Raw genomic sequence first — 21,242 nt, 5'->3', positions numbered from 1 at the left:
TGACCATGGAAGGGCCTTCGTTTTTCCGTAGGCTTCGCTGGAGCGCCGCCCCTGCGGCTCGCACCCCGCCCCACGCCCCCGAACCTGAAAGGCTTACAACCATGCGCGCAACCGTCATGTACAAGGCACACGATGTCCAGATCGCGGACGTCCCCGACGCCGCTCTCCACAACCCCACCGACGCCGTCATTCGCGTGGCCCGCGCCTGCATCTGCGGCAGCGACCTCTGGCCCTACAACGATGGACCGAATGTGAGCGGCCAGCAGATGGGCCATGAGGCCATCGGCGTCGTCGAAGCGGTGGGCAGCGATGTTCGCACCGTGAAGCCCGGCCAGGTCGTCGTCATGCCGTTCGCCTATTCCGACGGCACTTGCATGTTCTGCGGCGATGGGCTGCAGACGTCCTGCGTGCACGGCGGCTTTTTCGGCCAGGGCACCGAGATCGGCGGCGCGCAGGCCGAGGCGCTGTGTATTCCGTATGCGGACGGCACGCTCTACCCGTTGCCGGTCGGCGAAGACGATGCGCTGATGCCCTCGCTGCTCACGCTTGCCGATGTGATGGGCACGGGCCATCACGCGGCGCTGACCGCGGGCGTATCGCCGGGCGACAGCGTGGCCGTCATCGGCGACGGGGCCGTGGGCCTTTGCGGCGTCATCGCGGCCAAGCGGCTCGGGGCCGAGCAGATCATCATCATGGGCCGCCATGAAGATCGCATCGCGCTCGCCAAGGAGCTCGGCGCAACCGACGTGGTGAGCGAACGGGGTGAGGAGGCATACGAGCGCGTCCGCGCCCTGACCGGTGGTTTCGGCGTGAACGCCGTGCTCGAATGTGTCGGTACGGAGCAGGCCATCGGCACATCCACCGCCATCGTCCGTCCCGGCGGCGGCATCGGCCGCGTCGGTGTCCCGCATTACGATACGATCCCGGCCGCGCAGGAGACCTTCTATCAGAACGTCAGCGTCGCCGGCGGGCCTGCGCCCGTGCGCGCCTATATCGACGAGCTGCTGCCGGACATCATGGAAGGCCGCATCGAGCCGGGGCGCGTGTTCGACCGGACCGTGGATCTCGACGGCGTTCCCGACGGCTATCGCGCCATGAACGACCGCGAGGCGCTGAAGGTGATGGTCCGGCCTTAAGGCTTTCGACGCGCACGCATCTGAAGGACGCACGCCAAAGCACCCCGGCGCGTGGGTGCGCCCGGACGACGAACTCGTCTCCCTACGTCTCAAAACTCAAACCCGCGAAGCGGGGACTTCGTCCCGAAGGGACGTGCGGGGCGCTGGTCGGCCGCCGTCCGTATTTTTGTGGTGGGCAGCCTTCCGGCGCCCCGCATGGCGTATCGAATTCGCATCACGTGTCGCGAAGCGACCCTCGACGCCGCGGCGATATTACAGCCCCCATCTCCGCTTATCTCGTACTGTTCGGTATGAGCCCTCTTGGCAAAGCCCCAAGAGAGCAAGCCCGCATAGCCGGACCTTGGATGACACCGCCCAAGGCGGGAGGTAAGGGGCCCCTGAGGCCGTTCCGTTACGCATGATGCGGGGTTCCGGGCCTTCTCTCATCCGGCCCATCTTTACCGCACCTTCCTCAGGCGCCGCGTCCCCCGCCCCGAGAGCAGACGGTCTGCAGCTCGCGTCCTCATCGAACGAGGGATGGGACGGAGTGTACGGCAGGTTTCGGGGGAGGGGGATAAGCGTCATCTGGAACTAAGACCCCAAGAGGTCAATCCGAGAGTTACCACGCTCCAACTTACCAGTGACCTCAGAAAGGTATCTCGTCATCATCGATCGCGGAAGTCTTGGCGGACGCTAGACGGTCTTTGGTGCGAGGGTCCTCGGAGAGAAGCTCGTGAACCTCCTTTGCGATGTCCTCTGCCCTCTTTTGCAAGCGTGGAAGCGCCTGTCGACGGCCGATGAACCCTGTGGGGTCTTCGCCCATTCTAAGCGAGACAATCTTGACTCCTCGCGCAACGGCGAATCCGACTTCTTGTTGGGTCCAAGTGCTGGCAGAGAACCCCCTTGTGTGCATTGCTATGAACGCATCCATATGAAACAGCGCTCGCGTGATCTCATCCTGCCATTCCAGGGTCGGATGAATGTCATCGTGTGCCACGAAACCACTGATCCCGTATGTGGCTAGGCACTCCTTAAGCCGAGTGGCTTTGACCTTCTCCTGGGATATGTGGCTGATGAACAGGCGGAATAGCTTTGTGTCTCGCCAGTTTGCGGGAGCGTTGGACTCCGTTCCTGCAGCGTCGATCCCCAGGTCGCCTGCAATCTCGATGACCTTCGAGAGTGGCTGGGGAGCGAGCGCCGCACGCGAATACACCCACTTGCTGTTTACGCCCACATTCTCTGGGCGTGCGATGCCCCACGCCGTTAAGTAGTCATCGCGCTCGCCGAACGTGAAGCGCGTTTGTAGTTCCCTACCGATTTTATCGACAAGAGCCAAGCGCTCGGAGACCTTCATGCGTCTCCTCCTGCGACCTTGCGGAACGTATCCATAGCCTTTGAAGGGCTCTCGGTCATATCTTTTGCGCCTAGGTCTAGAGCCCATTCGACGAGTGCATTGTAACTATCCTCTAGGAGTCCAGGCGTGCGTTGTTCGTAGTGCCAGCGGATTACCAGATGGGGGTTGTGGATCAGGGCGAGGCTCATGGGTCCCGACTTGCCCCCCTTGATGTCGATGAAAAGCAGGTCCGCCAGCTTCTTCGCACGTGTGCGCCAAGTGTACTCCGCGCGACTGCCACTGAATCCAGCGGCGACGGCTAAGTCCCTTTGCTTTGCGAGTGATGCGAATGAATTGTCCCAAGTTGAGCACCATAGGGTCATGTACGTCTCCGAGAGACGTGTGCCGTTACCCAACTCGTCCATGATCCTGAGGATCATGGGCATCGTTTTTGGAATCGTCGCGAAGCCTTTGTTGGCCTTGCGATTCCAAATGACTGATTCCGCCTGTGGCCAGAGTTGATCCCGCAATGCCAGTTGCTTCTTCGCGATGGCGGTTGCCGCTTTGACACTAACCATGTTCGTTCCTCGATAGGGTCTAAGGGCGGGCCGAGGTTTGGACCCTCGGCCCCTGTGGACGTTTCCGAGACGCAGCTTCCGCTATGGACACGGACCGCAGCCCGAATTCAGCCACGCATCGGACTATGGATAATAAATTGTTATAATTCAATGACTTAGGTAGATACTAAAATGAAAACCACATGTAAGTTCAATGACTTGTTTCCTCCAGCGCGGTACTCATAGTGCTCAGTGTGCTGTTAGCGTGCTGATGGTCCTCGTCGGTGCTCACGGGGAGGGTGTGGGAGGGGGTCGCCAACGGGTCTTTCAGGCAGGGCTCGCTGGCCGCCCGTTCAGCCGCAACACGACGATTTATCATGCGCCTTCCGGGCCGCGGCTGAGCGGATCTTAGGTTCTTGGATGACGGCGGAGCGTTTAGTCCCTACCACCAACCCCCAAACCGCAAATTCAGACCCGCACGGACGACGTTGGCGGTGTCGTCGATGTCCACGAAAGCCGTCGGCAGGAAGCTGTATTGCGGGTCGAGCGTGATGCGGTCGGTGCCGAAATCGTAGTGGGCGTATTCGACGAAGGCTGAGACGTGTTCGGTGATGGCGTATTCGCCGCCGCCGCCGAGGGTCCAACCGTCGCGCGTGTCCGTGGCGCGGTAGGCGGTGCCGATCTGCGTGGTCGAGGCGGCATATGAGACGCGCTCCCAGGCCACGCCGCCTTCCACGTAGAGCAGCACGTCGCCGAAACCATAGCCGAGCCGGCCGGTGAGCGCGCCGAGCCCTTCGGTTTCGCTATGATAGAACACGCCGGTCTCGCGGGCGGACGGGTGCGTGCCGTCCGCGTCCGTCCAGCCATAGTCGCCGCCGATGCCGAGCACGATGCCGTTCGACAGCTGAACGTCGCAGCCCGCCTGCACGCCGCCGATGAAACCGTCCGTGTCGTGGCCGCCCAGCGACACGCCTTCGAAGGCACCGCCCGGCGTGCGCGGGATCCATTTGTCGCTCGTGCCCCAGGCCCCGCCGAGATGGCCGCCGCCGTAGCAGCCCGTCCAGTTCGTAAGGGTTGGCGACTCCGTGTGCGCGACGAGCATGCCGCCCGCGCGGGCTTGTCCGCTAAGTGCAATCACGAACGCAATGGCAGTCAAGACTGTGCGCATGGCATCGCCCCCCAACGATGAGGGGCCACTATAGCGCAAGTCGTGGTCTTGGGTCCTGTTGAACCCCACCTTGTGCCGGACTCACGATTTCCTGCGAGCGCGCTACCATCCGCCGATCCACGTGCCCAAGGCCCAAAACAGGACGACGTTGACGGCCATGCCCAGCGCGACAAGAGCCAAGTTCACCGTCACCGATTGGGTGTCACCCAGCCAAAGCAGCAGGTGGCTCCAGGGCATACCGAGCAGCAGAGCCGGAACGGCCGCCAAGGGATCGGGGCGCAGCCACCCGGCGGCGCTCAGCGGGATCGCCGCCAGCGCGAGCACACAAGCAATCGCATAAAGCCCCGCGGGCCAATGTTCAAAACGCATCGGTCCTCACTCCGCAGGACGGACTCTATCCCCGAAGACGGCACCGAATGGCAAGTTTCGCCGGGAAGTTGCGGATAGGGTGCATCGGCAGAGCCCTAGGCAAATTCGGAAGGAAGACATGATGATACCGTTTGGGCGCAAGGCGGCCGCCGCCTGCGTGTGCGCAGGGATCGTGGCCCTTGGCATGCTCCCGCCGCTGACAGGAGACATCGCGCACGCTGCCGAGAACGCCGCCGGACCGGGTTCGCCAGGCTACAAATCGACGATCGACGGGAACTACCTGCCGAGCCCGCCTGCGCCGTTCGGCGGCGAGATCAATCTCAACGCCTCGCAGTCCAAGCCCTATTGGCCGGCCCGCGTGGTGCCGCCCAAGGGTGCCCCCAATATCCTGCTCATCATGACCGACGACGTGGGCTTCGCGGCACCGAGCACGTTCGGCGGTGTGATTCCGACGCCGGCGCTCGACCGGATCGCGAATGCGGGCTTGCGCTATACGAACTTCCATTCCACGTCGCTGTGTTCGCCGACGCGCGCGGCGCTGATCACGGGACGCAACCATCATGCGGTCGGGTTCGGCGTCATCACGGAGCAGTCGACGGGCTTTCCCGGGTACAACAGCCTCATCGGTCCGGAGAACGCCACCATCGGGCGCATCCTTCTCGAGAACGGCTACCGGACGTCGTGGTTCGGCAAGGACCACAACACGCCCGACTGGGTGGCGAGCCAAGCGGGCCCGTTCGATCAATGGCCCACGGGCATGGGCTTTGAGTACTTCTACGGCTTTGTCGGCGGCGACACGAGCCAGTGGCAGCCGAACCTGTTCCGCAACACGACGGCCATCTACCCTTATGTGGGCAATCCGAAGTGGAACCTGACCACGGCCATGGCGGACGACGCCATTCACTGGCTGAACCAGCTCAACGACATCGATCCGTCCATGCCGTTCCTGTTGCACTATGTGCCGGGCGGTACGCACGCCCCGCACCATCCGACGCCGGAGTGGATCGAGAAGATCACCGACATGCATCTGTTCGACGGCGGTTGGAACAAGCTGCGCGAGACGATCTTCGCCAATCAGAAAAGGCTCGGCGTGATCCCGCAAGATGCGAAGCTGACGCCCTGGCCCGAGAAGCTCCTGCGCAAATGGGACACGCTCTCCGACGAGGACAAGAAGCTCTATATCCGCCAGGCGAACGTCTATGCAGCCTATCTCGCCTACACCGATCATGAGATCGGACGCGTCATCCAAGCTGTCGATGATCTCGGCAAGCTCGACGACACGCTGATCATCTATATCAGCGGCGACAACGGCTCGAGCGCCGAAGGCTCTCCCAACGGCACGCCGAGCGAGGTGATGCAGTTCAACGGCATCGAGCTTCCGGTCGACAAGCAGATGAAGTGGTATGACGCCTGGGGCACGGACGAGACCTATCCCCACATGGCGGTCGCCTGGACCTGGGCCTTCGATACGCCTTTCAAGTGGACCAAGCAGATCCCTGCCTTCTTCGGCGGCACGCGCCAGGGCATGGCCGTCTCGTGGCCGGGGCACATCACCGATCTCGGCGGCGTCCGCGAACAGTTCGGCCACGTGATCGACATCGTGCCGACGCTGCTCGAGGTCACGGGCATTCCGGCGCCGCGCATGGTTGACGGTGTTGCGCAGAAGCCGATGGACGGTGTGAGCCTCGCCTACACCTTCGACAAGGCGAATGCGAAGGCGCCCTCGCGTCACAAGACGCAGTATTTCGAGATGATGGGCGTGCGCGGCCTCTACCACGACGGATGGATGCTGAGCACGGTTCCCACGAGGCCGCCCTGGGTTCTGCTCGGCCCGACCATCGACGACCCGGCCAACGCCTATGAGTGGCAGCTCTACCACGTCGCGGAGGACTGGACGCAGAACGACAACGTCGCGGACAAGTATCCCGAGAAGCTGCGGGATATGAAGGAGCGGCTGTGGGCGGAACTGCAGAAGTACAATGCGTTGCCGCTCGATGCCTCGGTCGCGACACGTCTCGTGGCGCCGCGTCCCAACGTGACCGCCGGACGGAAGGAGTTCACCTATTCGGGCGAGACGGTCACCGGCATTCCGCACGGCGATGCACCGAGCCTGCTGAACACCTCATACACCGTCACGGCCGAGGTGGATGTGCCGCAAGGCGGCGCCGAAGGCATGATCCATACCAATGGCGGGCGCTTCGGCGGCTACGGCTTCTACCTGCTGAAGGGTAAGCCGGTCTTCCTGTGGAACCTGCTCGATCTGGAACGCCCGCGCTGGGAGGCCTCGGAGGCGCTGAGCCCCGGCAAACACACGATCTCGTTCGACTTCAAGTATGACGGGCTCGGTCTGGGTACGCTGGCGTTCGACAACATGAGCGGTATCGGCAAGGGCGGAACCGGCACGCTGACGGTCGACGGCAAAGTGGTCGCCGAACACCGTGTGGAACGCACGGTGCCGCTGATCCTGCAATGGGACGAGACGTTCGACATCGGAGCCGACACGGGCACACCGGTGGACGACGCCGACTACCAGGTTCCGTTTGCGCTCACCGCCAAGCTCGACAAGCTGACCATCTCGCTGGACCAGCCCGAGCTGACGGCGGAAGACGTGAAGAAACTAGAGGCGGCGCAGAAGTCAGCTGCCGACGCGAACTAGGGCAGCCCAGCAGACTCACCCGCCCGCAAAAAAAGGCGCTCCCGCAGGAGCGCCTTTTTTCTTGGAAGCAGCGAAGCTGCTAGTAGCGGTAATGCTCCGGCTTGTACGGGCCGTCGACGCTCACGCCGATATAGGCTGCCTGCTCGTCGTTGAGCTTCGTCAGCTGCGCGCCGAGCTTGGCGAGATGAAGCTGCGCGACCTTCTCGTCGAGATGCTTCGGCAGCACGTAGACCTTGTTCTCGTACTTGTCCGAGTACTGCCACAGCTCGATCTGGGCCAGCACCTGGTTGGTGAACGAGGCGCTCATCACGAAGCTCGGATGGCCCGTGGCGCAGCCGAGATTCACGAGCCGTCCCTCGGCCAACAGGATGATGCGCTTGCCGTCCGGGAACTCCACCTCGTCGACTTGCGGCTTCACATTGTGCCACTTGAAGTTCTTCAGCGCGGCCACCTGAATCTCCGAGTCGAAATGACCGATATTGCAGACGATGGCCCGGTCGTGCATCTCGCGCATGTGGTCGACGGTGATGACGTCCTTGTTGCCGGTCGTGGTGACGAAGATGTCGCCGCGGGGCGCGGCGGCTTCCATTGTGGTGACTTCGTAGCCTTCCATGGCCGCCTGAAGCGCGCAGATCGGATCGATCTCGGTGATGGCCACGCGGGCGCCCTGGCTCTTCAGGCTCTCGGCGCAGCCCTTGCCCACGTCGCCATAGCCGGCGACCACGGCATATTTGCCGGCCAGCATCACGTCCGTGGCACGCTTGATGCCGTCAGGCAGGCTCTCGCGGCAGCCATAGAGGTTGTCGAACTTCGACTTGGTGACGCTGTCGTTCACGTTGATGGCGGGGAAGGGGAGCGTGCCCTTCTTCTGCATCTCGTAGAGGCGGTGGACGCCGGTCGTCGTTTCTTCGGAGACGCCTTTGAGATTGCCGCGCACCTTGGAATAGAAGCCCGGATCGCGCGCAAGGCGCTTCTTGATCGTGGCGAAGAAGGCTTCTTCTTCCTCGTTCCCCGGATTGTCGAGCACGGAGGGGTCGGTTTCGGCCTGGGCGCCGAGGATCACCATCATCGTGGCGTCGCCGCCGTCGTCGAGAATGAGGTTCGCGGTCTCACCACCCGGCCATTCGAGGATGCGGTCCACGTAGTCCCAATACTCTTCCAGCGTTTCGCCCTTCACGGCGAACACCGGCGTGCCGGTCGAGGCGATGGCCGCGGCGGCATGGTCCTGGGTCGAGAAGATGTTGCACGAGGCCCAGCGGACCTCGGCGCCGAGCGCCTGAAGCGACTCGATGAGAACCGCCGTCTGAATGGTCATATGCAGGCAGCCCGCGATGCGGGCGCCTTTGAGCGGCTGCTCGCTGCCATATTCCTCGCGCACGGCCATCAGTCCCGGCATCTCGGTCTCTGCGATGGCGATTTCCTTACGGCCCCAATCGGCGAGCCCGATATCCTTGACGTGGTAGTTCATGCCGTCCTGCCTTTGCGTCCTGCCTGTTGCGTCTCGCAACGTGGCTGCATAAAGATATAAAGAAGTCCTTATATGTTATAGGCGGGTGGGGGAGTCAAGACGGGGGTGCGCGGTTTCCGGGCGGCAAATTTGCCGTGCCGACGTTTCAGGTCCCTTTAATCTGCGTCATTTTTGTTGTCCCCGCTGGATGGCAAATTGCCGGCGGATCTATTGAGGAATGAGATCATGGGGAACGAGATCGAGGCTTCTTCCGGGACGGAAGTGGTGGTTTGGGATCCTTTCGTCCGCTTTTTCCATTGGACCGTAGTGCTTGCTTTCGTCGTCGCCTACCTGGTCGAGGATCCCCACATCGTCCATGTCTGGGCTGGGTACGTGATCGCCGCGATGCTGATTGCCCGCGTGATCTGGGGCTTTGTCGGCTCAAAGCACGCGCGCTTCACCGACTTTCTGTATGCGCCGTCGACGGCGTTCGCCTATGGGCGAGACCTGCTCCGGATGCACGGCAAGCGCTACCTCGGGCACAGCCCGGCGGGCGGCTACATGATCGTGGCGCTCATCGTGATGCTTGCCCTCACCGGCATCGCCGGCCTGATCGTGTATGGCGGCGACGAGAACGCAGGTCCGCTTGCCGGGATGGTCACCAAGCAGACCGCCGAGCAGTTCGAAGAAGTGCACGAGGTGCTCGCGAACGTCACGCTCGCGCTCATCCTCGTTCACATCTCAGCCGTCTTGTTCGCGAGCTTTGCGCATCATGAGAATCTCGCCCGGTCGATGGTGACCGGCAAGAAGCGCGCGGAATAGCAAGATGCTTGGCGGCTCCATCTAAGAAGGCCGCTAGTCTTCTTCGCCGAAGCCGTCCTCGACCAGGGCCACGAGGGCCTGGATGGCCGCCTTCGCGCTCTCGCCGCTCGCCTCGATATGGATGAAATCGCCTTGCCCCGCCGCGAGCATCATGAGCCCCATGATCGAGGTGCCGCCGACCGTCTGCCCGTCCCGGCTGACCTGGACATTCGCCTTGTAGTCACCGGCGGTGCGCACGAACTGCGCCGAGGCGCGGGCGTGGAGCCCCTTCTTGTTCGGGATGAGGACGTTGGCCGCGTAGGCCCCGTTGGCGGGGTCCGAGAGTTCGATACGGGCCTTCGTGCTGCCCATCTAGTGCGCCGCGAGGATCTGGCTGGCGACACTGATATATTTGCGGCCGGCCTCCTGCGCCTGGGTGATCGCTTCCTCGAGGCCGCATTCGCCGCGCACGCTCGCCAGCTTTACGAGCATCGGCAGGTTGACGCCGGCCACCACCTCGACGTCGGGTTTCTCCATGGCCGAGATCGCAAGGTTCGACGGCGAGCCTCCGAACATGTCGGTGAGGACGACAACGCCGTCACCGGAATCGACCTTGGCGAGCGCCGCAAGCATGTCCGCGCGCCGCGCATCGAGGTCGTCGTCCGGTCCGATCGAAATCGTTTCGACTTGCTCCTGAGGACCGACGACATGCTCTAGTGCTGCCCGGAACTCGCAAGCCAGATTACCGTGGGTCACGATGACGACGCCGATCATGTTACCTCTGGGATGAATGCCGCCCCGCTATGGGCCACTATTGTCTTCAGGCGGACGGGGACTGTGCAAGTCTGATCCGCGCCTTCCTAAACCCGAATGTTCACGCCGCGCAAGTGCGCCGTGGCGGCGACGATCGCCAGCCTAAGTTTCAACGGCGCGGATGCCTCGAATGGCGCCAATTTGAGCACAGGAAGCTCGCTTCCCGCCAGCACGGTCCGGTCCCACGGGTCCGGGGGCATGCGGGGAACATCCTGTGCGGCCACGAGATCACACACGACAACCAGCCGCGCCGAACCTGCAAAAGAGACGGTCTGAATTCCGAGCCCGCGCACTTCAATGAGCCCCGCGAGAGTTGCCGGGGGGCTCGCCACCAGGCCGTCGGCCGTGGCCGTCAAACAAACTTGATCGTCGGCAACGAGCGCCGGCTGTCCCGCTTCGCTGACCGGCAGGGCCAGAAAGCGTAAGGCGAGGTCGGACTTGCCGGTTCCCGAGTCACCGCGCAGCAAGACGGCATCCGTCCCCAGTGCGACGCAGGTGCCGTGAACGGTCTCTCGATCATCGTCGCGGACAGGATCGCGCGTCATCGCTTCTCTGAAAAATCTACGTAGCTGCAAGGCGGATGACGAAGCGCGCACCGCCGCTGCGCTTTACGCCCGCCGTTCCGGCGTCGCCGCCCGGCGCCGGCCGGTTCTCCGCGTAGAGCCGTCCGCCATGGGCCGCGATGATCTGGCGCGAGATGTTGAGACCGAGGCCGGAATTTTGGCCGAACGTCTCGTGGGGCCGGTCCGTGTAGAAGCGCTCGAAAATGCGCTCCAGATTCTCCGGCGGGATTCCCGGGCCCTCGTCTTCGATCAGGATTTCGATATTGGTCCCACGCCGCCGCGCCGTGATGGTCACGCGGCCTCGCGGCGGCGAGAAGGAGATCGCGTTCTCGATCAGGTTCACCATCACCTGATGCAGCCGGCTGTCGTGACCGAAGACGCGATAGGGGTAGGTCCCGGGCGCATGCTCGATCTCCAACGAAACTTCGGGCAACTCGTCGAGGTGGATGTCGTTGTAGAGCGACACGGTTGCACGCAGAAGGTCGTCCATGTCGACAGGCCCCGCATCCTCACGGGCCAGTTCCGCATCGAGACGCGAGGCATCGGAGATGTCACTGATCAAACGGTCGAGCCGCTTCACGTCGTGCTGGATGATTTCCATCAAGCGCGTGCGCGATTCCTGATCCCTCACCACGGGCAACGTCTCGGTCGCGCTGCGCAGCGACGTGAGAGGATTTTTCAGTTCGTGCGCGACGTCGGCGGCGAAACTCTCGATCGCGTCGATCCGGTTGTAGAGCGCTGCCGTCATGTCTCTGAGCGCACCGGATAGATGTCCGATCTCGTCGGAACGGTCCGTGAAGTCCGGGATCTCCGCGCGCGCCTTGACGCTGTGCCGCACGCGCTCGGCCGCGACCGCCAGGCGCTGCATGGGACCGGCGATCGTGTTCGCAAGAATGAGAGACAGGACGACCGTCACGGCCGCGGCGAACAGCGCGACGCGGAAGATACGCCAGCGTTCCGCGGCAACGACTTTGTCGATATCGCCGCCCCGGGTCGAAAACAAAAGCACACCGAGCACCGACCGCATGCGTTCGACGGGAACGGCGACGGAGACGACAATCTCACCCTTTTCGTTCTTGCGGACGATGGGAACGGACGTGCCCGTAAGCGCGGCCTCGACCTCCGGGTAGGCTTTCCCGTTCACGGTTCCGATCTCCGTATAGACCGGCAGGTCCAGCGGCTGGAACTGATTGGCCACCGCGTTCCAGAACGTTGTCAGCGCGTCGGGCTCGCTCGTTTCCGGCGGCGGCAGGTCGTAGCGCAGCACCTCGCCGCGCGAATAGAACGTGTCGGAATCGAGGATCAGCGCGCCGTCGCGGTCGTAGATGCGCGCGCGGCTGCCCGTGGGTTTCACCAGCGGGCGCAGGATCGGCGCGGCGCGCTCGGGATCGATCGTGAAACCGAGTGCGTTGGGAAGGGTGCCGCTCTCGGAGAAGGCGGCATCGCCCATTTCCCGTTCCAGGATCGTCTCCGGGTCGACATCGGACTCACCGGCATCGACACCCGCGGATGCGGCGATGGCCCGGGCGATGATCTCGCCTTGGGTCTGAAGGCTCTGGACCTCGGCACCGATCAGAGCGGCGCGCAGGTCGTTCAGATACAGAATGCCCGAGACGAGGATCGCAAGGCCGATGAGATTCAGCACGACGATCCGGCGGGTGAGGCTCGAGAAGCCGTGACGGAACGGACGGTGCTGCCCGAGCCAGCGCGTGGCGCGGCGGACCCAATAGAGACCGGCACGGCCCACGCGCATGGCGCGGGCGCGCAACGTTCCCGAGTCCTGCTGCCAGGACCTTTCGGCCTCGGCGGTCATTGGCGCCGCCTGTTATTCTTTGAAGCGATAGCCCACACCATAGAGCGTCTCGATCACATCGAAGCTTTGGTCGACGGCCTTGAACTTCTTCCGCAACCGCTTGATGTGGCTGTCGATTGTGCGGTCGTCGACATAGACTTGATCATCATAGGCCGCATCCATCAGCGCGTCCCGGCTTTTTACCACGCCCGGGCGCTGCGCCAGCGCCTGCAAGATCAGGAACTCGGTCACGGTGAGAGTCACCGGCAACCCGTCCCACACGCAGGTGTGGCGTTCGGAATCCATTTTCAGCTTTCCGCGCTCCAGGACCTTGGATTTGTCGTCCGCCACTTGGGCCGTGTCGCGGGGCTGGGCGCGCCGCAGCACCGCCTTGACGCGCTCGATCAGGAGACGCTGCGGGAAGGGTTTCCGGATGTAATCGTCCGCACCCATCTTGAGGCCGAACAGCTCGTCGATCTCCTCATCTTTCGAGGTGAGGAAGATCACGGGCATCTCCGTGCGCTGACGAAGACGCCGCAGGAGCTCCATGCCGTCCATGCGCGGCATCTTGATATCGAGGATGGCGAGATCGGGCGGACTGTCGAACAGACCGTCCAGCGCGCTGGCGCCGTCGTTGTATGTCTGGGTCTTATACCCTTCCGCCTCGAGCACCATGCGCAAGGAGGTGAGAATGTTTCTGTCGTCGTCGACAAGGGCAATAGTTGGCATAGGGGGGGCCTTTTTGCGCGCGTTGCGCGATTGACTGGGTGTTATGCTCCTAGCGCTGCGTGAAAACCATGGCAGCATCGGGGCAAAGCTTGGGGCGCCTTGCGCCCGACCCATCAATACCGGGATGCAACAAAAACCGTTATGGCGCAAGTAAATAACTCTCCAGAATTACCCGACATGGCAGGGATCGCGGCCGAAGCGCGCAGCCTCGTGCGACTATCGACCAAGGGCTCTTTGGCGACCCTGGAGGCCACTTCCGGGGCGCCCTATGTCTCGCTCATCACCCTGGCGACGGAGGCGGACGGGTCGCCCATCTTCCTCATTTCGACGCTGGCCCGGCATACGCGCAACCTGGTGGCCGATCCGCGCGCGGCGATCCTCCTGGACGGGACCGGTTTGGGCAGCCCCGGCGGCGGCGATCCGCTGCAAGGCGCACGCCTGACGCTCAGCGGGCGTGCCGAACGGACGGACGATCCGGCCGCTCGCCGGCGGTTCCTAGCCCGGCAGGCTCAGGCCGCGTTTTACGCGGATTTTCCCGATTTTTCGTTCTGGAGGCTGGAAATCGAGGGCGCCCATTTCATCGGCGGCTTCGGCCGCATCGTCGACTTGTCGCCGGAGGACCTGTTGGTCCCGGTTGCAGGCGCGGAGAGCCTCCTGGAGGCAGAGGAAGGGATCGTCGCGCACATGAACGAGGATCATGCCGACGCCGTCGCCCTCTATGCGCAAGTCTTCGGCGGTGTGGCGCCCGATCCGGCGGCTCCACCAAATCCGGCCCAGCCACCTTGGCTGATGAGCGGTCTCGATCCGCTGGGATGCGATCTTGTGCGCGGCACCGAGGCCCTGCGGATCGATTTCAAGGGCCGGATTCACACCCCGCAGGACGCGCGAAAGGAACTCGTACGACTTGTGGATGAGGCCAGGGCCACGCTAGGCTCTGCCTGACAATTGCCATTGGCCTATTTGCCGATAGGCGTTTTCCAAGAACGAAGCATATTGGAGAAAGCTCCATCGACTAGAACAACAGACAACATCAAATAATAGGGACGGAAACGCATGAATGTTCAGTCAAAAGTGGCCCCGACCACGAATCCGAAAGTGCTGGAGTTCGTGGCCGAGGCGGAAAAGCTATTCAAGCCGGAAGCAGTCCATTGGTGCGATGGCTCCAAGGAAGAATACCAGGCGCTGCTGAAGGCGATGGTCGATGGCGGCACGGCGATCTGGCTGAACCAGGAAAAGCGCCCGAACTCCATCCTGGTCCGTTCCGACCCTAAAGATGTCGCCCGCGTCGAAGACCAGACCTATATCTGTTCCGAAAAAGAAGAAGACGCCGGCCCCACCAACAACTGGTTCGACCCGGCCAAGATGAAAGAGACCCTTTCCGCGCTGTATGACGGCGCGATGCAGGGACGCACCATGTATGTGGTGCCCTATTCCATGGGTCCGGTGGGTTCCCCGATCGCGGGCATCGGCGTCATGGTCACGGACTCGGCCTACGCCGTCGCCAACATGCACATCATGACACGCGTGGGAGATGCGGTCTGGGGCGCGCTCGGCGACAGCGATGATTTCGTCCGCGGCATGCATACGGTAGGCGCGCCGCTTTCGGCGCCGAACCAGGCCGACGTGCCGTGGCCCTGCAGCGAAACCAAGTACATCTCGCACTTTCCAGAGACACGGGAGATCTGGTCCTACGGGTCCGGCTACGGCGGCAATGCGCTGCTCGGCAAGAAATGCCACGCCCTGCGCATCGCGTCGGTGAAGGCGCGCGACGAAGGCTGGCTCGCCGAGCACATGCTGATCCTCAAGCTCACCAATCCGGAAGGCGAGGTGAAGTACATCGCCGCTGCCTTCCCCAGCGCTTGCGGCAAGACCAACCTGGCGATGCTGAACCCGACGATTCCCGGCTGGAAGGCCGAGACCATCGGTGACGACATCTGCTGGATGAAGTTCGGCGAGGATGGACGCCTCTACGCGATCAATCCCGAGACCGGGTTCTTCGGTGTGGCGCCGGGCACGTCGGACAAGTCGAACGTCAACGCCATGCGGACGCTGGATGCGAACTGCATCTACTCCAATGTCGCGCTCACCGATGACGGCGACGTTTGGTGGGAGGAGATGTCGAAGGAGCCGCCGGCCCATACCACGGACTGGCTGCGCCGCTCCTGGACGCCGGACGCGGGACGGCCGGCCGCGCATCCCAACTCGCGCTTCACCGCGCCTGCCGGCCAGTGCCCGGTCATCGCCCCCGAATGGGAAGACCCGAAAGGTGTGCCGATCGATGCGATCCTGTTCGGCGGCCGCCGTGCCTCCGTCGTGCCGCTCGTCATGGAAGCGGCCTCCTGGCGCCAGGGCACCTTCCTCGGCTCGATCATGGCCTCGGAAAAGACCGCGGCCGCTACGGGCGGACTCGGCAACCTGCGCCGCGACCCCATGGCGATGCTGCCCTTCTGCGGCTACCACATGGGCGAATATTTCGCCCACTGGCTGAAGGTCGGCGAGAAGGGCGGCGATAAGATGCCGAAGATCTTCTACGTGAACTGGTTCCGCAAGAGCCCCGACGGCAAGTTCCTGTGGCCGGGCTTCGCCGAGAACTCGCGCGTATTGAAGTGGATCTTCGATCGCTGCGATGGCAAGGCCGAGGCCGTGGACACGCCGCTCGGCAAGATCCCGGCCGAGGGCGGGCTCGACACCGAGGGTCTCGATGTCGACAGCGCGGACATGAAAGAGCTGCTCCGCGTCGACGTTGAAGGCTGGAAGGCCGAGATCCCCTCGATCAAGGAGCACTACGAGTCCTTCGGAGACAAACTGCCGGGCGGCTTGAAGGAAGAGCTCGCCGATCTGGAGCAGCGCTTGGGCTAGCGCGTCTCCAAAGCACCAAGACACGGAAGCATGGCCGGGTTCGTCCCGGCCATGCGCCGTTTTGAGTGCCGGTTTCGTGCATCTCGCCCTTGCTCCCGGCGGCAACCCCCCTTACGCACTCCCGGATGAAGAAACCCCAATCCGTCGTCGCGGCAGGCCATAGCCTGACTGCCGAGGCTGCCGCCGAAATCCTTGCCGACGGCGGCAACGCCTTCGATGCGGCCATTGCCGGTGTGTGCATGAGCTTCGTGGCCGAAGCGGTGTTCGCCTCTCCGGGCGGCGGCGGCTTTCTGATGGCGCGGGCGGCGGGCCAGCGGGCGGCGAAGCTGTTCGACTTCTTCGTGGAGACACCGCTCAAGCGCCGCGCCGCGAACGACGTCTCCTTTTTTCCGATCAACGCGAATTTCGGACCTGCTACCCAGGAGTTCCATATCGGGCTCGGAGCCAGCGCAACGCCCGGCATCGCGCAAGGTCTTTTCGCGATGCATGAGGCCTATGGGCGCCTGCCCATGAAGCGGCTGGTGGAGCCGGCCGTCCGCGCGGCAAACCAAGGGTTTCCGCTCTCGGACTTCCAGGCCTATCTGTTCACGGTCGTCGCACCGATCCTGCAGGAAAGTGCGTCGGCGCGGGCGATCTTCGCCCCCGGCGGCACGCTCCTCAAAGGCGGGGATACGTTCCGCAACGAAGGACTCGGCGAAACGCTCGCCTGGCTCGCCGAAGACGGCGCACGCCTTTTCGTTGACGGCGATATCGGCCAGGCCATCGCCGCCCAATCCCGGGACCTCGGCGGGCACCTCACCATGGACGACCTCAAGCGCTACGAGGTGTGCGTGCGCGATCCGCTCCTGTGGCGCTTCGGCGGCGCTGCCGTCGCGCTCAACCCGCCGCCGAGCGCAGGCGGCGCACTGATCGCCTATGGCCTGTCCTATCTCGAGGCCCATACGGCGCTGGGGCAGGATATCGACGCGCGCGCGCTGGGTGCGGCCATGATCGCAACCAACGAGGTGCGCGGCGCCCATGGCAATCAGCTCGCCGCGAAGCTGGCGGCCGGTGCTCTCGCAGGCGACATCGCTGCGAGCGTGGCCGCGCCGCAAGCCTATCGCGGCACGACCCATATCAGTGTGATCGACGCGGAGGGTAATGCGGCCGCCGTCAGCCTCTCGAACGGCGAGGGCAACGGCTTCATCGTCGGCGACCACGGCTTCATGCTGAACAACATGCTCGGCGAGGAAGACGTGGTGGGCGGCGAGCCTGGTGATTTTCGCGAAGGCGTCCGCATGTCCTCCATGATGGCGCCGACGATCATTCTGGAAGCCGACGGAACGGTCACCGCGCTCGGCACGGGCGGGTCCAACCGTATCCGCACCGCGATCCTGCAGGTGGCGGTCAACATCCTGGCGCACCGCTTAGAGGTAGAGGACGCCGTGAACGCGCCGCGTCTGCATGTTGAGCGCTGCGGCACGGTGAGTTTCGAGCCGGGCTTCACGGAAGAGGAAGAGGCGGCATTGCGTGCGCTCAGCGAGACCGTCAAGGCCTGGCCCGAGCGGAACTTGTTCTTCGGCGGCGTGCATGTGGCGCGCTGGCACGAGAAGAAGGGCGCGCAAGGGGCTGGCGATCCACGCCGTCAGGGCGTCGCGAAGGTCGCGTAGCGTCACGTCATGTCGCAAACGAACAACCCGGCGTCGCACACAGGCAATAGGACTGTCGGTACCGGTGCGATCCTGCTGAAACCTACGCAGGGAGGAAGACCCGCATGAAAAAACGCCGTCGCCATCTATCACGTGGCTTTCGAGGATGCCGGCACGCTCGGCCCCGTGCTCGCCGAGCGCGGCATCGGTCTCACCTATCTTCAAGCGGGGCGCGACGATCTCAGCCCGGCACTCGACGCCGATCTCGTGCTCATCCTCGGCGGGCCCATCAGCGTCTACGAGTTCGAGCGCTATCCGTTCCTGACGGACGAGCTGAAGCTGATCGAGGCCGTGGTCAAAAAGGGCACGCCCGTGGTGGGCATCTGCCTCGGCGCGCAGGCCCTGGCGGCGGTGCTCGCGGCGCGCGTCTATCCCGGCGCGGAGAAGGAGCTCGGCTGGGACCAGCTCACCTTGACCGAGGAAGGCAAGGCCTCGCCGCTCGGCGTGCTGGAAGGCCTGCACATTCTGAACTGGCACGGAGACACGTTCGATCTGCCGTCCGGCGCCACGCGGCTTGCCTCCACCACGATCACGCCCAACCAAGCCTTCGCGTATGGCCCCAACGTGCTTGCGCTCCAGTTCCATGTGGAACTGCCTAAGGAAGACATGGAGCGCTGGTTGATCGGCCACACGCTGGAACTGGCCAACTCCAATGTGGACTTGGGCGAGATGCGCGCCACCACGGCCCGCTATGCCCCGGCCACCAACGAAGCCAGCCACAAACTGTTCAACGATTGGCTCGATCGCTTGCCGCGCAGCTAGCCGTCATTCGGCGCCGCCTTCGACCGGCGTGCCGTACAGCGTGATCGCGAGCCCGAGCACCATCAGCGCCGCATAGGAGATGCACAGAGGCCCGAACGGCTTGTTGCGGTGGGCGAAGTGCGCCGCGATGCCGGCCTGGATGGCGTAGTAAGCTGCGAAGGCGCGCGAGGCGTAGGCGATGATCTCGAACACGTCCGCGGTCCAGGTGAGCGCAATGCCGACGACGATGAGCAGGAGATAGCCGACCCGGCTTGAGACCTTGCCGTGCGTCAGCTCCTCGAACAGCCCGCCCGATCCGCTCGTGTCGGCCACCGCGGCGCTGAACTGCGCGCTTAGCGCCGCGACCACCAGCAGCACGGTGAGGATCGGGGCGACCATGCCCATCATGTCGACCACCGCGGTCTCCGAGAAATGCAGGTCCTCGCGCGCGAACACGAACGTGACGAGGCCGATATAGACGAGATAGATCGCGGTCGAGATAATCTGGGCGAGCCGCATCGAGGCGATGCGCGTCTTGGCGGAATAGGTGTCGCCGAGATAGCGCGAGGTCTCGAAGCCCTGCACGGTGACGATCAGGCCGAACAGCATCGCCACTGCGTTCCACCCCGTGACCTGCGGCGTGTTCAGGACGAGCGCACCTGCGGATGCCTTGGCGCCGAAATAGCTCGCAAGGCCGACGAGCAAGCCTCCGATGACCGCAAGCTTCAGCCCGACGGAGATTTGCTCGAGCCGTTCGAGCGCGGAGAAGCCCCGCGTCCAGCCGATGACGAGAATGAACGCGAACATGACGGTGGTCAGCAGCTTCGCCGAAAAGTCCTGATCCACATCAGCAAGGCTGACACCAAAGGCGCCGAACAGGTTCAGGTAATAGGCGACCGAGATGATGTAGGCGAAGGCCAGCACCCAGGAAGAGATCGACTCCAGCCGCTCGATCGGCGACCCGGCGATCCATCCGTCCTTGGCGTAGGCGGCGATGTTGAAGCGGATGGCCGAGCCGAACATGGCCGCCATTGCACACAGCGCGGCCATGGCGAGAAGCCCGTAGGCGCCGAAGCGGTCGTCGAGGATAGGGCCGAGCACCAGGAAGCCCGACCCGATGATCGAGGCCAGCGGCGTCAGCGTGGCGCGCCACAGCCGGTTGTTGGCGAGCTTCGGCCACGCCATCAGCCCCGCGCAGGCGGCCGTCGTCAGGAGTATGAGGGCGCTAAGCATCATGGGAACCAATCGTCCAACCAATAGCGAATGATGCGTGCGAGGTCATGTCGGCCGGTGCCTGCGCACGCAACTCGCGGTTAGCGCTCCGGCGTCTGCCAGTCCGAGGGCGGCACGTTGCGGCGCCGCAGCCGAATAGCCAGCCCCAAGGCGACCCCGACTGCAATGGCAATAGTGAGATTGGTCAAAACCGTCAGCACGAGCGTCAGCACCAGCAGGACTCGGTCCGCCAGCCGCTCCGCCATGTAGCCGCGCCATTTGTGCGGCTCGCTCATGTACCAGGCGGTGAGGATGAGGAGCGCGGCGAGCGCCGGCAGCGCGAGATGTCCAGCAAGGGGCGCCGCGACCAACATGATCACCAGCACCGCCAGCGCATGGATCAGTCCCGCGACCGGCGTCTTGGCGCCGGCCCGCACGTTTTTCGCGGTCCGGGCGATGGCGCCCGTCGCCGGTAGGCCGCCGAACAGCGCCGAGCCCACATTGGCTGCGCCCTGGGCAATGACCTCCGCATTCGGCCGGTGCCGGCTGCCGATCATGCGGTCCGCGACCATGGCCGACAGCAGCGATTCCACCGCCGCCAGGAAGGCGATGACGAGGGCGCTCGGCAGCAGCTCCACCACGCGCTCGAACGACAGTACGGGCAGCGCCGGCATCGGCAGGGTCTGCGGCAGGGGCCCGTAGCGGGACACGATGGTATCGGCGGGAAGCGCGAAAATCGCGATCACGGCCGAGACGATGGCCACCACGATGATCGTGCAGGGCAGGCGCGGCGCCACCCGGCGGAGCAGCACGATCGAGACCAGCGTGACGACGCCGATCACAAGCGCGGTGAGGCTGGCGGTATCGCGCGCGGCCCAAAGCGCCGCGACCTGGCCGCGGAAGTCGGCCGGCAGCGACTCCACCTGGATGCCGAAAAAGTCCTTCAGCTGGCTCGTGGCGATGATCACCGCGATACCGATGGTGAAGCCGTTGATGACCGCTTCGGGAATGTATTGGATCAGGCTCCCGGCCCGGAGCGCGCCGGCGATCAGCAGGATGATCCCCGCCATCAGCGTCGCCAGCACCAGACCGTCATAGCCGTGCTCGGCGATGACGCCGTAGACCACCACGATGAAGGCGCCGGTCGGCCCGCCGATCTGGACTTTGCTGCCGCCGAGCAGCGAGACCAGGAACCCGGCCACGATCACCGTGACGATGCCTTTCGCTGGGTCCGCGCCCGAGGCGATGGCGATGGCGATGCTGAGCGGGATCGCGACCAGGGCGACCGTCAGCCCCGCAACCGTGTCGCTGAGGAAGTCCGCGCGCGTATAGCTTTGAAGGGTGGTGATCAGCTTGGGCTTCATGGGCCCGTGTCGCGCACCGGCCCACCCGCCGTCAA

General features: G+C 64.0%; 19 protein-coding genes. 7 read left to right on the top strand and 12 right to left on the bottom strand.

Annotated features, from left to right (window positions below; translation table 11 throughout):
* The first annotated feature begins 101 nt into the window (after positions 1 to 101).
* On the top strand, positions 102 to 1,136 hold the full coding sequence (locus DCY11_RS06500; protein WP_108682031.1) for a zinc-dependent alcohol dehydrogenase family protein: 1,035 nt from the start codon (positions 102 to 104) through the stop codon (positions 1,134 to 1,136).
* Between the two features lie 625 nt (positions 1,137 to 1,761).
* On the opposite strand, the gene DCY11_RS06495 is transcribed toward DCY11_RS06500, so the two are convergent.
* The 4 genes from DCY11_RS06495 to DCY11_RS06480 form a co-directional block, all read right to left on the bottom strand.
* Positions 1,762 to 2,469 carry a toll/interleukin-1 receptor domain-containing protein gene (locus DCY11_RS06495; protein ID WP_159079850.1) on the bottom strand — a complete coding sequence of 236 codons (708 nt, stop codon included), beginning with the start codon at positions 2,467 to 2,469 and terminating at the stop codon, positions 1,762 to 1,764.
* Positions 2,466 to 3,026, bottom strand: coding sequence for a hypothetical protein (locus tag DCY11_RS06490; RefSeq protein WP_208430512.1), 561 nt, complete (start codon positions 3,024 to 3,026; stop codon positions 2,466 to 2,468). Before DCY11_RS06490 ends, DCY11_RS06495 begins: the two co-directional genes overlap by 4 nt.
* A 421-nt stretch (positions 3,027 to 3,447) precedes the next feature.
* Positions 3,448 to 4,173, bottom strand: coding sequence for an outer membrane protein (locus DCY11_RS06485; protein WP_159079849.1), 726 nt, complete (start codon positions 4,171 to 4,173; stop codon positions 3,448 to 3,450).
* Between the two features lie 102 nt (positions 4,174 to 4,275).
* The gene (locus DCY11_RS06480) at positions 4,276 to 4,542 is read right to left on the bottom strand and encodes a hypothetical protein (RefSeq protein WP_108682025.1); all 267 of its coding nucleotides are present in this window, start codon (positions 4,540 to 4,542) and stop codon (positions 4,276 to 4,278) included.
* 184 nt (positions 4,543 to 4,726) lie between these two features.
* On the opposite strand from DCY11_RS06480, the gene DCY11_RS06475 reads away from it, so the two are divergent.
* Positions 4,727 to 7,198, top strand: a complete 2,472-nt coding sequence (locus DCY11_RS06475; RefSeq protein WP_108683715.1) for an arylsulfatase — start codon at positions 4,727 to 4,729, stop codon at positions 7,196 to 7,198.
* A gap of 79 nt (positions 7,199 to 7,277) precedes the next feature.
* Here DCY11_RS06475 and ahcY read toward each other — a convergent pair whose 3' ends face one another.
* Positions 7,278 to 8,666, bottom strand: a complete 1,389-nt coding sequence (ahcY, locus tag DCY11_RS06470; RefSeq protein ID WP_108682023.1) for an adenosylhomocysteinase — start codon at positions 8,664 to 8,666, stop codon at positions 7,278 to 7,280.
* A gap of 225 nt (positions 8,667 to 8,891) precedes the next feature.
* Here ahcY and DCY11_RS06465 point away from each other — a divergent pair, with 225 nt between their 5' ends.
* On the top strand, positions 8,892 to 9,467 hold the full coding sequence (locus tag DCY11_RS06465) for a cytochrome b/b6 domain-containing protein (RefSeq protein ID WP_108682021.1): 576 nt from the start codon (positions 8,892 to 8,894) through the stop codon (positions 9,465 to 9,467).
* 33 nt (positions 9,468 to 9,500) lie between these two features.
* Here DCY11_RS06465 and DCY11_RS06460 read toward each other — a convergent pair whose 3' ends face one another.
* The 5 genes from DCY11_RS06460 to DCY11_RS06440 all read right to left on the bottom strand — a co-directional run bounded on the left by DCY11_RS06460 (position 9,501) and on the right by DCY11_RS06440 (position 13,343).
* Positions 9,501 to 9,818 (bottom strand): HPr family phosphocarrier protein, encoded by a 318-nt coding sequence (locus DCY11_RS06460; RefSeq protein ID WP_069443815.1) that lies wholly within the window; start codon positions 9,816 to 9,818, stop codon positions 9,501 to 9,503.
* A complete protein-coding gene (locus DCY11_RS06455; protein ID WP_045364320.1) occupies positions 9,819 to 10,220 on the bottom strand; it encodes a PTS sugar transporter subunit IIA in 402 nt (133 codons plus the stop codon).
* Between the two features lie 86 nt (positions 10,221 to 10,306).
* Complete coding sequence (locus DCY11_RS06450) at positions 10,307 to 10,804, bottom strand: HPr kinase/phosphorylase (protein WP_108682019.1); 498 nt, start codon at positions 10,802 to 10,804, stop codon at positions 10,307 to 10,309.
* A 16-nt stretch (positions 10,805 to 10,820) separates the two neighbouring features.
* Entirely contained in the window at positions 10,821 to 12,635 is a 1,815-nt protein-coding gene (locus DCY11_RS06445) for a sensor histidine kinase (protein ID WP_108682017.1), read from the bottom strand.
* Between the two features lie 12 nt (positions 12,636 to 12,647).
* Complete coding sequence (locus tag DCY11_RS06440) at positions 12,648 to 13,343, bottom strand: response regulator transcription factor (protein WP_045364328.1); 696 nt, start codon at positions 13,341 to 13,343, stop codon at positions 12,648 to 12,650.
* A gap of 177 nt (positions 13,344 to 13,520) precedes the next feature.
* Between DCY11_RS06440 and DCY11_RS06435 the strand changes: the two genes are divergently transcribed.
* From DCY11_RS06435 to DCY11_RS06420, 4 genes are all read left to right on the top strand, one after another.
* A complete protein-coding gene (locus DCY11_RS06435; protein ID WP_108682015.1) occupies positions 13,521 to 14,285 on the top strand; it encodes a HugZ family protein in 765 nt (254 codons plus the stop codon).
* A 111-nt stretch (positions 14,286 to 14,396) separates the two neighbouring features.
* The gene (locus DCY11_RS06430) at positions 14,397 to 16,202 is read left to right on the top strand and encodes a phosphoenolpyruvate carboxykinase (GTP) (RefSeq protein ID WP_108682012.1); all 1,806 of its coding nucleotides are present in this window, start codon (positions 14,397 to 14,399) and stop codon (positions 16,200 to 16,202) included.
* A 125-nt stretch (positions 16,203 to 16,327) separates the two neighbouring features.
* Positions 16,328 to 17,851 carry a gamma-glutamyltransferase family protein gene (locus tag DCY11_RS06425; protein WP_108682010.1) on the top strand — a complete coding sequence of 508 codons (1,524 nt, stop codon included), beginning with the start codon at positions 16,328 to 16,330 and terminating at the stop codon, positions 17,849 to 17,851.
* Positions 17,852 to 17,983: 132 nt separating this feature from the next.
* Positions 17,984 to 18,652, top strand: a complete 669-nt coding sequence (locus DCY11_RS06420) for a glutamine amidotransferase (protein WP_245409476.1) — start codon at positions 17,984 to 17,986, stop codon at positions 18,650 to 18,652.
* Positions 18,653 to 18,655: 3 nt separating this feature from the next.
* On the opposite strand, the gene DCY11_RS06415 is transcribed toward DCY11_RS06420, so the two are convergent.
* Together DCY11_RS06415 and DCY11_RS06410 are read right to left on the bottom strand one after the other, a co-directional pair.
* Entirely contained in the window at positions 18,656 to 19,867 is a 1,212-nt protein-coding gene (locus DCY11_RS06415) for a hypothetical protein (RefSeq protein WP_208430511.1), read from the bottom strand.
* Between the two features lie 77 nt (positions 19,868 to 19,944).
* Entirely contained in the window at positions 19,945 to 21,207 is a 1,263-nt protein-coding gene (locus tag DCY11_RS06410) for a SulP family inorganic anion transporter (RefSeq protein WP_108682006.1), read from the bottom strand.
* Between the last annotated feature and the right edge of the window lie 35 nt (positions 21,208 to 21,242).

This window comes from Methyloceanibacter sp. wino2, assembly GCF_003071365.1.
In the GTDB taxonomy this organism is placed as follows: Bacteria; Pseudomonadota; Alphaproteobacteria; order Rhizobiales; family Methyloligellaceae; genus Methyloceanibacter.
The sequence above is the reverse complement of the archived record's forward strand: the minus strand, read 5'-3'. Positions and strand labels throughout refer to the sequence as shown.

Bases quoted from the DNA above. Each gene is read 5' to 3' on its own strand.
- DCY11_RS06500 (WP_108682031.1), top strand. From the start codon at position 102: ATGCGCGCAACCGTCATGTACAAGGCACACGATGTCCAGATCGCGGAC.
- DCY11_RS06495 (WP_159079850.1), bottom strand. From the start codon at position 2,469: ATGAAGGTCTCCGAGCGCTTGGCTCTTGTCGATAAAATCGGTAGGGAA.
- DCY11_RS06490 (WP_208430512.1), bottom strand. From the start codon at position 3,026: ATGGTTAGTGTCAAAGCGGCAACCGCCATCGCGAAGAAGCAACTGGCA.
- DCY11_RS06485 (WP_159079849.1), bottom strand. From the start codon at position 4,173: ATGCGCACAGTCTTGACTGCCATTGCGTTCGTGATTGCACTTAGCGGA.
- DCY11_RS06480 (WP_108682025.1), bottom strand. From the start codon at position 4,542: ATGCGTTTTGAACATTGGCCCGCGGGGCTTTATGCGATTGCTTGTGTG.
- DCY11_RS06475 (WP_108683715.1), top strand. From the start codon at position 4,727: ATGCTCCCGCCGCTGACAGGAGACATCGCGCACGCTGCCGAGAACGCC.
- ahcY (WP_108682023.1), bottom strand. From the start codon at position 8,666: ATGAACTACCACGTCAAGGATATCGGGCTCGCCGATTGGGGCCGTAAG.
- DCY11_RS06465 (WP_108682021.1), top strand. From the start codon at position 8,892: ATGGGGAACGAGATCGAGGCTTCTTCCGGGACGGAAGTGGTGGTTTGG.
- DCY11_RS06460 (WP_069443815.1), bottom strand. From the start codon at position 9,818: ATGGGCAGCACGAAGGCCCGTATCGAACTCTCGGACCCCGCCAACGGG.
- DCY11_RS06455 (WP_045364320.1), bottom strand. From the start codon at position 10,220: ATGATCGGCGTCGTCATCGTGACCCACGGTAATCTGGCTTGCGAGTTC.
- DCY11_RS06450 (WP_108682019.1), bottom strand. From the start codon at position 10,804: ATGACGCGCGATCCTGTCCGCGACGATGATCGAGAGACCGTTCACGGC.
- DCY11_RS06445 (WP_108682017.1), bottom strand. From the start codon at position 12,635: ATGACCGCCGAGGCCGAAAGGTCCTGGCAGCAGGACTCGGGAACGTTG.
- DCY11_RS06440 (WP_045364328.1), bottom strand. From the start codon at position 13,343: ATGCCAACTATTGCCCTTGTCGACGACGACAGAAACATTCTCACCTCC.
- DCY11_RS06435 (WP_108682015.1), top strand. From the start codon at position 13,521: ATGGCAGGGATCGCGGCCGAAGCGCGCAGCCTCGTGCGACTATCGACC.
- DCY11_RS06430 (WP_108682012.1), top strand. From the start codon at position 14,397: ATGAATGTTCAGTCAAAAGTGGCCCCGACCACGAATCCGAAAGTGCTG.
- DCY11_RS06425 (WP_108682010.1), top strand. From the start codon at position 16,328: ATGAAGAAACCCCAATCCGTCGTCGCGGCAGGCCATAGCCTGACTGCC.
- DCY11_RS06415 (WP_208430511.1), bottom strand. From the start codon at position 19,867: ATGATGCTTAGCGCCCTCATACTCCTGACGACGGCCGCCTGCGCGGGG.
- DCY11_RS06410 (WP_108682006.1), bottom strand. From the start codon at position 21,207: ATGAAGCCCAAGCTGATCACCACCCTTCAAAGCTATACGCGCGCGGAC.